Annotated in this window: 15 protein-coding genes; 10 read left to right on the top strand and 5 right to left on the bottom strand. The window is 55.6% G+C overall.

The window, feature by feature from the left end:
* Positions 1–2: 2 nt before the first annotated feature.
* Genes ACFQ14_RS12330 through ACFQ14_RS12320 form a run of 3 tightly spaced genes read right to left on the bottom strand, consistent with a single transcriptional unit; the run spans position 3 to position 2,302 of the window.
* Positions 3–1,034, bottom strand: coding sequence for an L-idonate 5-dehydrogenase (locus tag ACFQ14_RS12330; protein ID WP_377213057.1), 1,032 nt, complete (start codon positions 1,032–1,034; stop codon positions 3–5).
* Positions 1,031–1,501, bottom strand: a complete 471-nt coding sequence (locus ACFQ14_RS12325) for a gluconokinase (RefSeq protein WP_377213138.1) — start codon at positions 1,499–1,501, stop codon at positions 1,031–1,033. Before ACFQ14_RS12325 ends, ACFQ14_RS12330 begins: the two co-directional genes overlap by 4 nt.
* Before the next feature lie 27 nt (positions 1,502–1,528).
* The gene (locus ACFQ14_RS12320) at positions 1,529–2,302 is read right to left on the bottom strand and encodes an SDR family oxidoreductase (protein ID WP_377213056.1); all 774 of its coding nucleotides are present in this window, start codon (positions 2,300–2,302) and stop codon (positions 1,529–1,531) included.
* Positions 2,303–2,579: 277 nt separating this feature from the next.
* Between ACFQ14_RS12320 and ACFQ14_RS12315 the strand changes: the two genes are divergently transcribed.
* The 8 genes from ACFQ14_RS12315 (at position 2,580) to ACFQ14_RS12280 (ending at position 11,280) form a co-directional block, all read left to right on the top strand.
* On the top strand, positions 2,580–3,608 hold the full coding sequence (locus ACFQ14_RS12315; protein ID WP_377213055.1) for a TRAP transporter substrate-binding protein: 1,029 nt from the start codon (positions 2,580–2,582) through the stop codon (positions 3,606–3,608).
* Positions 3,609–3,675: 67 nt separating this feature from the next.
* Positions 3,676–4,842 carry a mandelate racemase/muconate lactonizing enzyme family protein gene (locus tag ACFQ14_RS12310; RefSeq protein WP_377213054.1) on the top strand — a complete coding sequence of 389 codons (1,167 nt, stop codon included), beginning with the start codon at positions 3,676–3,678 and terminating at the stop codon, positions 4,840–4,842.
* An 80-nt stretch (positions 4,843–4,922) separates the two neighbouring features.
* The gene (locus ACFQ14_RS12305; RefSeq protein ID WP_377213053.1) at positions 4,923–5,726 is read left to right on the top strand and encodes a TRAP transporter small permease subunit; all 804 of its coding nucleotides are present in this window, start codon (positions 4,923–4,925) and stop codon (positions 5,724–5,726) included.
* Between the two features lie 10 nt (positions 5,727–5,736).
* On the top strand, positions 5,737–7,392 hold the full coding sequence (locus ACFQ14_RS12300) for a TRAP transporter large permease (RefSeq protein WP_377213052.1): 1,656 nt from the start codon (positions 5,737–5,739) through the stop codon (positions 7,390–7,392).
* Positions 7,393–7,400: 8 nt separating this feature from the next.
* Complete coding sequence (locus ACFQ14_RS12295) at positions 7,401–8,351, top strand: phytanoyl-CoA dioxygenase family protein (RefSeq protein ID WP_377213051.1); 951 nt, start codon at positions 7,401–7,403, stop codon at positions 8,349–8,351.
* Positions 8,352–9,425: a Gfo/Idh/MocA family protein gene (locus ACFQ14_RS12290; protein WP_377213050.1), complete on the top strand. Its 1,074-nt coding sequence runs from the start codon at positions 8,352–8,354 to the stop codon at positions 9,423–9,425. It abuts the gene before it with no gap.
* A gap of 39 nt (positions 9,426–9,464) precedes the next feature.
* Positions 9,465–10,361, top strand: coding sequence for an NAD(P)-dependent oxidoreductase (locus tag ACFQ14_RS12285; RefSeq protein ID WP_377213049.1), 897 nt, complete (start codon positions 9,465–9,467; stop codon positions 10,359–10,361).
* Positions 10,362–10,365: 4 nt separating this feature from the next.
* Positions 10,366–11,280, top strand: a complete 915-nt coding sequence (locus ACFQ14_RS12280; RefSeq protein WP_377213048.1) for a DMT family transporter — start codon at positions 10,366–10,368, stop codon at positions 11,278–11,280.
* Here ACFQ14_RS12280 and ACFQ14_RS12275 read toward each other — a convergent pair.
* Entirely contained in the window at positions 11,267–12,166 is a 900-nt protein-coding gene (locus ACFQ14_RS12275; RefSeq protein WP_377213047.1) for a sugar kinase, read from the bottom strand. The genes ACFQ14_RS12280 and ACFQ14_RS12275 overlap by 14 nt on opposite strands.
* Entirely contained in the window at positions 12,159–13,322 is a 1,164-nt protein-coding gene (locus ACFQ14_RS12270; protein ID WP_377213046.1) for an amidohydrolase, read from the bottom strand. The genes ACFQ14_RS12275 and ACFQ14_RS12270 overlap by 8 nt, the downstream gene beginning before the upstream one ends.
* A gap of 289 nt (positions 13,323–13,611) precedes the next feature.
* Here ACFQ14_RS12270 and ACFQ14_RS12265 point away from each other — a divergent pair, with 289 nt between their 5' ends.
* Together ACFQ14_RS12265 and ACFQ14_RS12260 are read left to right on the top strand one after the other, a co-directional pair.
* The gene (locus ACFQ14_RS12265; protein ID WP_377213045.1) at positions 13,612–14,298 is read left to right on the top strand and encodes a GntR family transcriptional regulator; all 687 of its coding nucleotides are present in this window, start codon (positions 13,612–13,614) and stop codon (positions 14,296–14,298) included.
* Positions 14,295–15,560, top strand: coding sequence for an amidase (locus ACFQ14_RS12260; RefSeq protein WP_377213044.1), 1,266 nt, complete (start codon positions 14,295–14,297; stop codon positions 15,558–15,560). The genes ACFQ14_RS12265 and ACFQ14_RS12260 overlap by 4 nt, the downstream gene beginning before the upstream one ends.
* Position 15,561 lies beyond the last annotated feature (1 nt).

Here is a 15,561-nt window from a genome sequence, read left to right as displayed (position 1 = left end):
TCTCAGAACTTGATTTGGACTTTCATTGCCTGCGAACGGTCCGACGCCATTTCGAAGGCGGCGACCGCGTCTTCCAGCACAAATTCATGGGTGATAAGCGAGGCGACGTCGATTGCGCCAGAATTGATGGCTGTCACTGCCTCGCTGAACTCCTCATGAAAACGAAACGTCCCGCGCAGGTCGATTTCTTTGGCTACGATGGTGTTCTGCGGGATCGAGATGTCTCCGCCCAAGCCCAATTGCACCAGCACCCCGCGCGGACGCAACACATCCAACCCTTGGCGCAATGCAATTTCGCTGCCAGAGGCTTCCAGCATCACATCGAAGGTGCCCTTCCCGGCTTTCAAGGGCTCCAAAGCCTCAAGGTTGGTTCGGGTGTTGATGACGGCATCTGCGCCCAGTGCATTGGCGCGGTCGAGAGCCGTATCTTCAATATCAGTTGCGGTGATTTTTGCCGCCCCTTTATGGCGGGCGGCCAGAATGGCGAGGGCGCCGATAGGGCCGCAGCCCGTAACGAGCACGCTCTTGCCGTGCATATCCCCTGCTCGATTGCAGGCGTGAAGCGTGACTGCCAATGGCTCGGCCACCGCTCCGTGAGAAGTTGGCGTGTCGTCATCCAGCTTGTGGCATTGGCTGGCGAGCGCGATGAGATTTTGACGAAACGCCCCTTGGATGTGCGGAAACGGCATGGCGCTGCCGTAGAAGCGCATATTGAGGCAGTGATTGAAAAGCTGGCGATCGCAATATTTACAAGACCCGCAGGGGCAGCTCGGCGAGACCGCAACACGATCTCCCACCGCCAAGGCGGACACACCTGCGCCAAGAGCGGTTATCGTGCCTGCAACTTCGTGACCAAGAATCATTGGCTCTTTCAACCGCACCGTGCCGAAACCGCCTTGGTGATAATAGTGAAGGTCAGAACCGCAAATGCCGCCGGAGCCGATGGCAACAGCAACTTCACCGTCGGCGGGAACTGCCGCTTCTTGGTCCTCGATTTTCAAATCGTGAGCGGCGTGGATGACGATTGCTTTCATGGTGCAGCTTTCATTTGGGTCGCGATGGTTTCGATAATGGTATCGGTAGACGCATCGATGGAAACGACGATGTGGTTTTCGTCTGGCTCCAATGGCTCCAGCGTCGCCAATTGGCTGTCTAGCAGCGCTGGCGGCATGAAGTGGCCTTTGCGGGCCAACATGCGTTTGGCCAGCAGATCGCGGGTGCCTTCCAAATGGATGAATAAGACATCTCCACCAGCCTTTGCGCGGATGCAGTCGCGGTAAGAACGTTTGAGCGCAGAACACGCGATTATCTGACGGTTAGCGAAAGCCTCTCCCACCGCTTCCAGCCACGGCCAGCGGTCTTCGTCAGTCAGCGGCACGCCCTTGCTCATTTTTTCAATGTTGGAGGCTGGATGCAGCGTATCCCCATCAAGGAAAGACAGCTTCAGTCTTTCGCCAAGCGCCGCACCAATGGTGGACTTGCCGCATGATGTGACGCCCATGACGATGATACGCTCCACCACTTGCTCCTAAAGCGTGGTCGTTACACCACCATCGACATACATTATATGGCCATTGGTGAAGCTGGATGCGGGGGATGCGAGGAAAATGCAGGCGCCTTGAAGTTCCTCCACATCGCCCCAGCGCCGCGCGGGCGTGCGGCCAGTCAGCCAAGCGGTAAACTCTGGATTGTTCACGAGGGCTTCGGTGAGCTCGGTTTTGAAATAACCGGGTGCGAGGCCGTTGATCTGAATGTTGTGCTGCGCCCAGTCGATGCACATTCCTTTCGTCAACATCGCGACCGCGCCCTTGGATGCTGTGTAGGCTGCTATGGTTGGACGGCCAATTTTCGACTGCACCGAGCAAATGTTGATGATCTTGCCAGCCTTGCGCGGAATCATATGTTTGGCGACGTGCTTGGAGACGAAAAACACGCTGTCGAGATTGGTCTGCATTAGCTGATGCCAATCTTCATCTGAGAAATCTTCTAGCGATTGACGGTTTTGCATGCCGGCATTGTTGACCAGAATATCGATCGCTCCGATTGATGCCTCAATCGCGTCGATGCCGCCTTTCACCGCCTTGCTGTCGGTGACGTCAAAGGGTGCTGTGCGCGCAATTGCGCCTTCGTCGCGCAGTTTGCCAGCTGACGCTTCCAACCTTGCTTCGTTACGACCGTTCAGGATGATTTCTGCCCCGGCAGAAGCCAGACCGCGGGCAAGGGCGAAACCGATGCCTTGGCTGGAACCGGTGATCAACGCGCGTTTGCCCTTCAGACTGAAGAGAGATTCAATGGCGGTCATGGGCAGAACATTCCGTCTGGAGAGTTTTCGGTATTGCCCGCAAGCTGCCGTATGATCGGTATCATTACAATCCGAAGTGTCATTTTCTTTGGACTATGGGACGATAAATGCTTGAATGTCGGTTGTCAGGTCATTGCACCCTTGTTAGCTTTTGACCCAACGGACTTGATGAAAACGGCGCAGGTTCGATCTGTCGACAGTCTTTTAGAGGGCGCGGCGCAAAACCGTTTAATATTCTAGCGATGCCATTTCGGTGTCGTTTTCTGGGAGGAAAACCATGAAACTTTTGAAAACCATTTCGGCTGCGCTGTTGGGCACCGCCGTTGCACTTGCCGCTGGAACAAGCGCTTATGCGCAGGCCACAACCAAACTGCGCATCCAGACGCACTACGCGCCTGAAACAACATCTGGCAAATTGCTCACGGAACTTTTTGAGAACGTTGAAAAAATGTCGAATGGCGAAATCGACATCGAACCGTTCTACTCTTCTTCCGTAGTGAAGTCGGTGGAAACATTCGACGCTGCCGCAACAGGTATTCTTGATTGCGACGCGACGGGCGGCGGTTATCAGACCGGTAAGAACCCTGCGTTCCAGTTCGTTGGCGACATCATGGGCGGCTACGAAACCCCTGCTCAGCAGCTCTCATGGCTCTACTACGGCGGTGGTCGCGAAGCGGCACAATCGCTCTACAACAAATACGGCATGCAGCTTGTTGGCTGGATCGTCTACGGTCAGGAAAGCTTTGCCTCCACCAAGAGAATTGCTGGCATTGAAGACTTGAAGGACTGGAAATTCCGTTCGCCCCCCGGCATGGAAACGAAGATTTTTGAAAAACTTGGCGCAACGCCAATCGTGATGGACTTCACCGAAATCTTTACGGCGCTGGAATCTGGTATCATTGATGGTGCGGATGCTTCCAACATCGCAAACAACGTGGGCCTGGGCCTTTATGACATCGCTAAGTATGCGAACTATCCAGGCTTCCATTCCATGCCGTCTGACCACCTCGCGTGCAATAAAGCCGTGTGGGACGCCATGCCGGAACACCACCGTGCGATCATGGAAACAGCCGTTTCCGATATCGCGCTGAAATCGGCTTTGATCTTTGAAAAACGCAATGCTGAAGCGGTTGCTAAACTGACGGCAGAGGGCGTTACGATTTCACAATGGTCGCCTGAAGATCTCGCAACATTCCGCGCGGCAGCGCAGGCAACGTGGCCCGAATTTGCCACTACGCCTGAAGCCAAGGCGCTGGTGGAAAGCCACGTCGCTTATCTCAAGCAACTCGGCATCGTCAAAGAATAAGCCGATCTGATGGACGGGCGCCTGGGAAATCAGGCGCCCGTTTTGTATCCGGCGTTGGATTGTTGCGATGAAAATCACCGAGATTGTCAGCCATGTCCTGCAGTACGACATGCCCGAAGAACTCGGATATTCTCAGCAATATTACGCCAAACGCTCAGCACATCTGGTGGAAGTTCGTACCCATGAAGGAATTGTCGGTTGGGGAGAGTGTTTTGGGCCAGGCAACGTGGCTCTCGCCAACAAGGTAATCGTTGAGCAAGTGATTGCGCCGATGGTGATTGGCCACGACCCGCTCGACCGCAGCGTGATCTGGCACAAAGTCTACAACTTGCTGCGTGACCACGGCCAAAAGGGTATGCCGATACAGGCGCTTTCCGGCGTGGACATCGCGCTGTGGGATATCGCGGGCAAAGCGGCGGATCTACCAATTTGCAAATTGATCGGCGGGCAATTTCGCGACCGCGTTCCCGTCTATGGCTACGGCATGATGCTAAAGCGTGAAGACACGCCTTCCCACGTTGCACGTTTCAAAGATGAAGCGGCAGCAATCAAAGACATGGGATTTGTTGCAACTAAGATGAAGGTTGGATTGGGCGCGAAGGACGATGTGAAGCTGGCGCAAGCCGTTCGGCGCGGCGTCGGTGACGACTTCCCCTTCATGGTGGATGCCAACCATTGCTACAGCGTCGACGAGGCGCTGGTTGTTGGAAGAGCGCTGGATGAACTTGACGCCTATTGGTTCGAAGAGCCGGTGGCTCCCGAAGACCGGGATGGCTATCGCCTTTTGCGATCAAAACTACACACTCGGATCGCTGGCGGCGAAGCGGAATTCACCCGCTATGGCTGGCGGGATCTTCTTAACGCCGATTGTCTCGACATTGCGCAACCGGAAGTATGTGCGCTGGGCGGGATTTCCGAATATTTGAAGGTAATGGCACAGGCGCAGGCACGGTTCACGCCAGCGGTAAACCACGTATGGGGCTCGGCAATTGCGGTTGCTACCAATCTGCAATTGCTTGCAGCGATGGAGCCAATGCCCGGAGGGCTGTTTCCGGTGGAGCCGATGCTGGAATTCGACACGACGGACAACAAATTCCGCGACGAAATGCTGACAGAGCCGCTCGCCATTCAAAAGCAGGTCAAAGCAAACAACGGCACCGTCGCCATTCCGAATGGCCCTGGTATTGGCGTTGTGCCGGACCCGGATTTTATCGCGGACTATAAGGTTGCCTGAGACAAGATAGGGCAAAAGGGCAAAATTTGCTTGTCGCACAGCAATTAGCGGTGAACACTGGCAAGCAGGGGAGGAAAGACATGGTTGAACACGAACGCAACGGGCCGCTCGATCTGCTGACATGGAGTTTCAGCAGGATTACGATGTGGCTGCCCTTCTTCATCGTTCTCATCATCTTATACGAAGTGGTGCTGCGCTATTTCTTCGCCTCGCCAACGCTATGGGTGAATGAAATGTCTCTGTGGGTAGCAGGCGGCATCTACCTCTCGGCCGGCCTGTATGCCATGCAGCAGCGCAGCCACATTCGCATTTTCATCATCTATGACATCGCGCCCCTCTGGCTGCGCCGCACGTTTGATGTGATTTCGACACTGTGCGTCTGCATCTTCGCCTTTGCGGTCGTTTGGGGTGGCTTTGGCGAGGCTGCGGTGAAGTTCATCCGGTTTGAAAAGCTGGGCACGGCATATGATCCACCGCTTCCAGCCACCATCAAACCGCTCGTTCTGGTGATGATGTTGTTTCTCGCTCTGCAGGCTACGTCCAACCTGCTGCGCGATTGGCCAGCGGCACCTTGGGTGCGCAAGGCGTTTGATGTTCTCGTTACCGCAACAGTGATTGGCCTTGCTGCATGGACGGTAAATTCGCTCTTTATCTCACCGCCTGAGAATTTGCTCGTGCCGACACGATGGCTGGTGGGTATTGCGGTTTTCTTGGCCGTCTCGGTTGCAATCGTGGTTGTGGGCCTGGTGCGCGACTTCAACCGAACGCCTGCGCCGGTGGCTGAAATCGACGAAATTGAGGAAGAGGCCGAAATATTGCGTGCCCAAGTGGGTGCGATGCCCGATCAAACCCTCACCGGCAATCCGCCGAAGCCAACGGTATAGGGGCGGCATTATGGATATTTCGTATATCTCGGGCATCTTGCTCATTGGCATGCTTGTGCTGCTGGCCATCGGCATGCCGCTTGGCTTCGCTTCGGGCTTCCTCGCTGTGGTGGTGATGGTGCTGCGCTTTGAGCCGACGCTGATCACGGATCCCTTTGTCTACGGCCTTGCCTTTGACGCGTGGACGATGGGTTCCGGCACGCTGACGCGCAGTTTCGGCTCCGGCCCGATGAACATTCTGGCGCAGCGCCTTTATGGCATCACGACGAACTACGTGCTGATTTCTGTGCCCCTGTTTATCTTCATGGCAACATTGCTGGAACGCTCCGGCATCGCCCGCGATATGTATGCCTCGCTTTCACAATGGATGAACCGCACCAGGGGCGGCATCGCCGTGGTGACCGCGCTCATGGCCATCGTTATGGCCGCCATGTCAGGCATTATCGGCGGCGAGGTGGTTCTTTTGGGCCTGATCGCCCTGCCTCAAATGTTGCGTTTGGGCTATGATCAAAACCTCGCCATTGGCACGATTTGCGCCTCTGGCTCGCTCGGCACCATGATCCCGCCATCGATTGTTTTGATCTTCTACGGTCTTATTACGGAGACTTCGATCCACGCCTTGTTCAAAGCGGCGTTTCTGCCGGGCTTCATGCTGGCGACGTGCTACATAATCTATATCCTTGTCCGTACCCGCATGAATCCGGAACTCGCACCTCTGCCGGAGCCACAGGAAGGCGACATGAACAGCAGCGAAAAGGCGCTTTACGGTTCCACGTTGATCGTACTTCTGATCGGTGTCGCTGCCGCAATTATCGTCGCGCGCTGGGGTTACCTTCAGGGTGGCGCGATGATCAATCCGAAGATGATTGACGACGAAACCGCCGGTGTTGGCATGAACACTTTGTGGACATTCGTCGGCGTCATGGCGCTGTGCGGAATTCATCTGCTTTGGTATGTCGGATGGGACACCACAAAGGAAGCATGGGCGCGCGGCAAAGGCATGGTCGCTCCGATGATGGTGGTGTTTGTCGTGCTGGGCTCCATCTACGGCGGCATCACAGGCATCACCGAAGCGGCAGCCATGGGCTCGCTCGCTGTTCTGTTTCTGATCGTTATTCGCGGCGAATTTTCGTTCAACCTGTTGCGCGAAGCGTCCATGCGGACGTTCAAATCCACCGGCACCATTATCTGGGTGACGTTCGGCGCTACCGCGCTGGCCGGAGCCTACACAATCGCAGGTGGGCCGACTTACGTGGCCAATCTCATTGTTGGCTACGATCTGCCAACCATGGGCGTGTTGCTAGTGATGATGGTGATCTTCCTGTTCCTTGGCGCTTTCATGGACTGGACAGGCATCGTTCTGCTGGTCATGCCGGTGTTCCTGCCCATCGTCCTGCAATTGCCGATTGAAGAGATTGGGCTTGTTGGCCAATTAGATTCCAGCACGATGGTTCGCGTGTGGTTTGGAATTCTGTTCTGCGTGAACATGCAGGTCAGTTTTCTGTCACCGCCTTTTGGACCAGCCGCCTTCTATCTGAAATCAGTCGCGCCACCGCACATCACGCTGCCGGATATTTTCCGAGGCTTCCTGCCCTTCATCGCGATGCAGCTTTTCATTCTGATGCTGATTTTGTTCGCACCGGAAATAACCACAGTGTTCTTGTAAGGTAAGCCATGCTTGAGCCTGCACAGATCGAGTTCTTCAACGCTCATGGCTATCTGGTCGTGGATGATGTGCTCGATCAGGAGAGGGTGCTGAATCCGGTGCGGGCGGAATATGCGGCACTCATGAACACGCTCTACGACGACTGGTTCGCCCAAGGATTGCTGCCCGCGCCCCCTGTTGGGCTTGGTTTCACGGATAAGCTGCGCATCGCTTATGAGGCCGGCTGCGACTGGTTTCAACCAATGGACATATCGCTGCCCGGCGACCGTATTGCAGCCGATACCCCGATGCATTTTGGGCCTGCTGTGTTCAACATGGTGACAAATGCCCGGTTGCTTGACGTTGTAGAATCCTTGATTGGGCCGGAGATCACCTCCAACCCCATTCAACATGTGCGCATCAAACCACCAGCCGCAAGATTGCTGGATGAAGAGATTCGCGCTCACATTACCGCTACCGATTGGCATCAAGATCGCGCTGTTGCTCTGGAAGAAGCCGATGCCACTCAGATGATTACCGTGTGGTGTGCCATCACCGATGCAACGGTCGACAACGGATGCCTGCAGGTGATTCCGAAAACTGCTGATGAGACGATGAAAGTTCATTGCCCAAAGTCGCAGACTTCTATTGCGCCGGGCGAGATTGACATATCGCGTGCTCTGCCGTTGCCGGTTAAATCGGGCGGCGTGGTCATTTTTCACCCGCTCACGCCGCACGCGTCGCTGGTGAACACGACTGATGATTTTCGCTGGTCGTTCGACCTTCGCTACAACGTCACAGGCCAACCGACCGGCCGATCGCACTTTCCTGAATTCGTGGCCCGCAGCCGCTCAGCACCAGTCAGCGAATTGCGCTCCAGCGATAAATGGCGCGCGCTATGGGACGCTGCGCGAACCCGCCTCGCAAAATCCCCCCATATTGATATTCACCGCTGGGGCGATTCCCCGGCCTGCGCTTGAATGTTAGGTCAAAAAACCAAAATTGCCGTCATCGGCGCGGGTTTGATCGGCGAGCGTCACGCACGATTGGTGAAGAGCAGTCAGCGAGCGGAACTCTGTGCCTTGGTGGATTCGTCAGACAGTGCTCGTGCACTAACAGGCGAACTTGAATCGCCCTTCTTCAGCACAATTGACGAATTGCTTGGCAGCGGCACTTTAGTCGACGGTGTGATCATCGCCACTCCCAACGCGACGCACAGGGATATCGGACTTGCTGCCATCGAGCAAAATATCCCCTGCCTTATCGAAAAGCCGTTGGCCTCCAGCGCCGAAGACGCCTCCGCTCTGGCGAATGCGTCTTCTAGCAGCGGTGTCCCCGTTCTTGTGGGCCATCACCGTCGCCATCACGAGGCAAGTCGCCTAACGCACAAATTGGTGCGTGAAGGAAAACTGGGCGTTGTTTTGGCTGGGCAAGTTACGTGGTGCCTGCGCAAACCCAACGATTATTTTGAAGCTGGTCCTTGGCGTCAGCAGGCAGGTGGTGGGCCAGTTTGGATTAATCTCATTCACGAAATCGACTTGCTGCGGTATTTTCTTGGCGATGTGGCAAGCGTTTCTGCGATGACCGCAAATCAAGCGCGGGGCGCAGCAGTGGAAGACTGTGCCGCGATTGTGCTTCGCTTTGAAAGTGGGGGCTTGGCAACAGTTCTCGTCAGTGATGCAACGCCTTCGCCTTGGCATTTCGAAGGTGCATCGGGCGAAAACCCCAACATCGCCGCCACGGGCCAGGACGGCCTGCGGTTGTTTGCGAGCCTCGGCACGCTATCGTTCCCGTCATTGCAATTTTGGTCGCATGACAGCGGGAAGGATGGTCACTGGGGCGAGATGATTTTGCCCAGAAGCGTTGGTAAGTCGCTCGCGTTGGACGGCGAAATCGCTTTGGCTGCACAATTGGATCACTTCTGCGATATCATTTCAGGCAGTGTTGCGCCACTTGTGTCCGCCGACGAGGGCTTGCAGAACATTCGCGTAACCGAGGCCATTCTCGAAGCAGCCCAGAGTGGAAATACGGTCCACCTGAAAGCGACGGCATAAACACCTGAACATACAGAATTGAGCAAAGGGATATTTTAGATGACCAAACCGACAATCGGCTTCATCGGCCTCGGCCTAATGGGCGACGCTATGGTGCAACGCTTGCAGGCCAAGGGCTATTTGCTGACCGTGATGGCAAACCGTAGTCGCACCAACGTGGATGCAGCCATTACCCGTGGCGCAACCGAGGTTAAGACCGCCCGCGAAATCGCGGAATCCAGCGATATCATCATGTTGTGCATGGATACTTCCGCCAGCGTGGAAGCGCGAATGATGGGTGATGATGGCGTATTGGCCGGATTGTCCAAGGGCAAGACTGTTATCGATTTCGGTACATCGCTACCCGCCTCGACACGCATGCTCGGAGCGTTAGCTATCGAGAAGGGCGCTGGCTTCATGGATGCACCTCTTGGCAGAACTCCAGCCCACGCGATCGACGGTTTGCTCAATATTATGGGTGCGGGTGATCCTGAAACATTTGAGAAAGTGAAGCCCGTCTTGGAAGATCTTGGCGAAAACATCTTCCACCTCGGCCCGCTCGGAGCGGGGCACACCGTAAAGCTCATCAATAATTTCTTTGGCATGGCTGTCGCTACCACCATGTCGGAGGCTTTCGCTATGGCAGACACGGCAGGAGTGGAGCGCGAGACACTCTACAATGTCATGGCTGCCGGGCCGTTGCGCTCCGGTATGATGGATTTCGTCAAAGGCTATGCGGTGGACGGCGATCCAGCCCAGCTGGCCTTTGCCATCAAGAACGCCCGCAAGGACGTTGGCTACTATTCTACAATGGCGGACGACGCTGGTGTGACAAGCCTCATGTCGGTCGCGCCAAAGCAAGCGCTTGGCCTTGCTGTAGCGCAAGGCAAAGGAGAGGCGATGGTGTCTGAAATGGTCGACTTCTTTGCCGAAATGTTTGCTATTGCGAAGAAATAGCGGTTTGCCCGCTCCAGCCACCAGCATTCAGCCCGCAAAGCGCGAAGACCGAGCGGCGTTCGGTATTGCGCTAATGCTGATGGCATATTTGATGTTCTCGTTCATTGATACGAGTGTGAAGTGGCTGGCGATTGCAGGTATTCCAGCGCTGCAATTGTCATTTATGCGCTATTTCGGCCACTTCATCATTTCAACCACGCTTGTGGGGCGCGAGGCGTTGAACGGTGGCGGCTTGGGCGGACGGCAACTGGGCTTAGTGGCATTGCGCAGCTTGTTGTTGATGCTTTCCACAGTGCTGAACTTTTTCGCTCTGCACTACCTCCCGCTCACGCTCACATCGACGATTCTGTTCTCTGCACCGATTTGGGTTTGCGTTCTATCTTGGCCACTGCTTGGTGAGCGTGTTGGGGTGTGGCGTTGGGGAGCGATCATGCTGGGCTTTGTCGGCATTCTGTTTGCCGTGCGGCCGTTTGACGAAGGATTTCACCCAGCCGCCATCGCGTCTGTGCTGTCAGCGCTCAGTTTTGCCCTCTACTCGATTTTAACACGCAGACTGGCGGGTGAAGTCTCCACCAATATGATGCAGTTTTTCACCGGCCTTGTTGGCGTTGTGGCGCTTGCTCCTTTTGCCGTGTGGACATGGACAAACCCCGAGACCGGCGCGCAATGGGTGCTGTTGTTCAGCCTTGGCTTCTGGGGCTGGGCCGGACACCAATTGCTCACAAACGCCTTCCGCTTCGCGACCGCCAGCACGCTTTCGCCCTACTCCTACTCGTTCATTATCTATTTGACGATCTGGAGCTATTTTCTGTTCGATCACCTACCGGATCGTTGGACAATCTTGGGAGCGATTATCATCACCATTGCAGGCTTGGTAATTTGGGCTCGAGAACGGGCGAAGCCATTTAACGCGCAATAATAGCGCCGGGGCTGGCAACGACCAGTTTTGCAAGAGCGTGGCCTGCAAGCATGCAGGCTTGTTCTGTCTCTCCATCAAGGAAGGCGGCCAAATATCCCGCATTGAAGCTGTCTCCAGCGGCGGTGGTGTCCACGACTTTGGGTGCGGGCGTGAATCGCGGCGTATCGCGTTGCGGCAAAGTGGGTGAGATCGGGCCTTGAACGCCGCGCTTTATGGCGCAGGCTTTCCAAGCACGACTGGCGAACCGTTTGACCACATCACCCTCGCTGCTGTCACCGAACAGGGCCATTTCATCATCCACGGAAGGTAGCGCGATATCGGTCAGCGCCCACATTTCATCCATGACATCGCGAGCGACATCTGCGTTTTCCCACAGCTTCGGGCGATAGTTGGAATCAAAGGCCACCTGTGTTTCGCCTGTCGATGAAAGCTTAGCGAGCTTGTCCATTAGCCGTCGTCGGGCAGACGGCTCCATGATCGCCAGCGTGATGCCCGACAAATAGGTGATGCGAGCAACAGGCAAATTTTCATCCGCTTCAGCAAAGAGCGTGCGGGCTGCTGAACTGTCGCGCCAATAGGAGAAGCTGCGCTCGCCAGTTGCATCTGTAGCGACGGCGTAAATGCCAATGGGACGTTCTTCGATTGATGTTATATAGCGCGTGTCGAGATCTTCAGCTTCTGCCTGCTTCATGAATTGTTCGGACAAAGGGTCTGTGCCCACGCGGCTGAAATAGGCCACCGAACCAGCCCGACCTCTTGCACGGGCGCAATAGACTGCGGTGTTGTATGTATCGCCAGCGAACCCAACTTGAAATCCAACATCAGCGTCTTGGCGAATTTCTGCCATCACCTCGCCAATAGCCAGAAGATCAAGCGGTTCAGCCATCGGCCATCAACTCCTGCTCAACCAACTGCACCCAGAATGACGAACCGGGAACGAGGAGGTCGTCGTTAAAATCATAGTCAGCGGAGTGGAGCGGCTTGGCATGTGGGCCGTGGGTGCCATTGCCTGCCAAAATGAAACAGCCGGGACGCGCTTTGGCGAAATGGGCGAAGTCTTCTGATCCCAACAAAGGCGGGGCGTCGGAATTCACGTTATCCGCCTCAACTAATGTGCGCGCCGCGGATACTGCCTTTTCAAAAGGAACCAGTGAGTTTTCCAGCACCTCGAAAACCGTCTCGTAAGATACATTCCCTGTCACCCCATGAGCCGCGCAAATGCCGTCAACGATCTGCCGCATCGCTTCTTCGATGCGCTCGTTGGCGGTCACAGAAAGTGCACGCGCATCGCCTGTCAGGCGGGCGTGACCTGGTAAGATATTGCGCTGGCCGTCCGTGGTGAAATCGGTAACCGATACGACGCCGTTCAATCCGGGATCTAGCTTACGCGAAACGATGGTTTGCAACGCCATGACGATTTCCGCACCGATGACCAAAGCGTCTGCGCCGTGATGGGGCATGGCAGCGTGGCCGCCCTGCCCTTCTATGTTGATCTCAAACAGCGCCTCGCTCGCCATCATCACCCCCTGACGCAACGCGAAACTGCCCACAGGCAGGCCCGGCATGTTATGCATTCCATAAACGTCGTCGACGTCAAAGCGGTCAAACACGCCATCGGCCAACATGGCGGGGCCGCCCTTTCCATGCTCTTCAGCTGGTTGAAAAATGAACACAACACGTCCGCTGAAATCACTATCCTCGGCCAAATGACGTGCAGCGCCAAGCAACATCGCGGTATGACCATCGTGCCCGCAGGCGTGCATCTTGCCGGCTGAAGCGGAACGGTGATCAAACACATTTTTTTCAGTGATGGGCAGTGCGTCCATGTCAGCCCGAAGGCCGATGCTGCGTGTTGCGTTCCCCTTTTGCAGAACACCAATAACGCCAGTGCCGCCTATGCCGGTGGTCACATCAAGGCCAAATGTTTCCAAAAGGCGCGCAACCTCTGCGCTGGTGCGATGCTCTTTAAAGCCAAGTTCGGGGTGGCGGTGGAAATCATGGCGCCAATCTCGCATGGCCGCAAAGTGGCGTTCGGTTTTCATGGCCGTTCTCCAAGCCGGTCCGGCTTAACTCATTGCTACGATCATGACAGAAGTATGCGCCATGCCATAGGTGCTGTGTGAGAATTTCCAAGCACGATCAACCGGCTATATCGACGGCTGCTCTCCCTTCTTAGGCACCGCCATAGATGTATTATGGCTTTGTTTATTCGAATTGATATTCACCCCAATGGACGCAGCGAAAGAAAATTGGGATACTTATGCAGATAGCGTTGCGGCATTCCACGCGCGTTCTAATAATTGATCCAGAACATTGGACACGGGAGAGTTAGTGCCTTCGCAGCCCAACAAACTCGCAGCCGCTGAATACGCTTATCGTTCGATACGTTCAGACATCGTTAGCGGTGCACTGGCTGAAGGCGAACGCTTGACGGAAGAGCGGCTTTCGCGCGTCCTTGGCCTGAGCCGAACGCCGGTGCGGGATGCCATCCGCCGCTTGACTCATGAAGGGTTTATCGTGCGTCAAAGCGGATACACTACCCGCGTTGCACGTTTCCCTGAAGACGAGATGAAGCAAGCCTTTGACATCCGCCAGATGTTGGAGAGCTACGCCTGCGAGCGGGCAGCCATGCTGGCGACCGACGAAGAGGTCGCGCTGATCACGCAATACAGTGAGGAGATCGCCAGCCTCACACCGCCCAAAAACGAAGACGAATATGCACGCATCACCGAGGCCAATGAAGCCTTTCACCGCACCATCGCACAGGCCGCCCGCTCTCCGCGCCTTAGCGCGTTGATGACGATGGCGTTTGACGTTGGAATGGTCGTGCGCACCTATCGCCGCTACAGCGAGGAAGAACTGATCCGTAGCGCAGGCCACCACCGCGAAATCGCCGATGCCATCCGCGCGAAGTCTCCGGAATGGGCGGGTTCGGCTATGCGAACCCATATTCGCGCTGCGCAAACGGCGGCGGGTAAGGCGCAGGACGATGCTAAAGACGAGCCTGCATCAAAATGAGCGATCTGGCATTACCGAAGTTGGAAGATCGGCTGCGTGCGGCTCAAAAAAAGTTCAACATCTTTGGCGATACGGGATTACCAAAACCTGCTGTTGTTGAATCATCAAATGAAGGTGCGCTGTCCAGTCTGTGCATTGGGGTGAAGGACAACATCGCCGTTGAAGGTTATGCCCGGAAGGCCGGCATGGGCCACCGTCATAATGAACAATGCGATGAGCACGCTCATGTCGTCCGGCAGATGTTAGAGCATGGCGCTAGTTTAGTGCCCGGACTTAACATGGACGAAGCGGCGCTTGGTGGTGTGACGGAAAACCCTCATTTCGGCCGCACCGACAATCCATCGGCGCAAGGCTACAGCACCGGTGGCAGCTCTGGGGGGAGCGCGGCAGCGGTTGCAAGCGGCGTTGTGGATCTGGCGTTGGGCACGGACACGCTTGGCTCCATTCGCAACCCTGCATCGTGGTGTGGGATTGTTGGGCTAAAGCCGACGCACGGTTTGATCGGGATGTCGGGCATCGTGCCGCTTGCTCCAAGTCTGGATACCGTTGGTCCAATGGCAGCAACAGCATCTCACCTCAAATCGGTGTTCGACATACTTGTTGCACCTGATCCTGATGATCCAAACACGTTGTCTGCTCCGGATGACTTGCAAGGACGAGCGCTGCCAAAGACAATTCGAATTGGGGTGCCAAGTAACATTGAAGCAGTAGACTGCGAAGAAGCTACGCTTTCAGCTCTGGCACTTGCCAGATCGACTTTGAAAGATTGCGGTTTTCAGATCGTTCCTGTTACCGTTCCTCACTGGTCGCCATCGGCACTGCGGAAAGCTAGTTTTCTTTATCTTGAAGCAGAAGCCGCACTGGCTTTGGCCAAAGACCTTCAGAAAAAAGAAGCGTTTTCCGAGAGCACCCGCAAAATGCTGGAATACGGGCGTTCTGTGCCAGCGCCAAAACTTGCTGCTGCTGTGGGCGAAATGAGGCGAGCCAGCGCTGGCTTTCAACACGCGTTTCACACCGTGGATTTTCTGCTAACTCCAACGACGCCACAGCGAGCCATACCCGCGTTTACAAGTGCGCCACCAAACCTTGCAGACTTCACAGCACCCGCCAATGCAGCCGGTTTCCCTGCAATTGCCGTGCCTGTGTCACTGAGAGCAAACGAGCGACCTGCTTCGGTTCAATTGATGGGACCGAAATGGTCCGACTGGCATTTGATAGACTGCGCGGTTGCGCTGGAAGCGCAATTGGCGAGACGAGTGTGAA

Source organism: Pseudahrensia aquimaris (assembly GCF_042676045.1).
GTDB lineage: Bacteria > Pseudomonadota > Alphaproteobacteria > Rhizobiales > Rhizobiaceae > Pseudahrensia > Pseudahrensia aquimaris.
The sequence above is the reverse complement of the archived record's forward strand: the minus strand, read 5'-3'. Positions and strand labels throughout refer to the sequence as shown.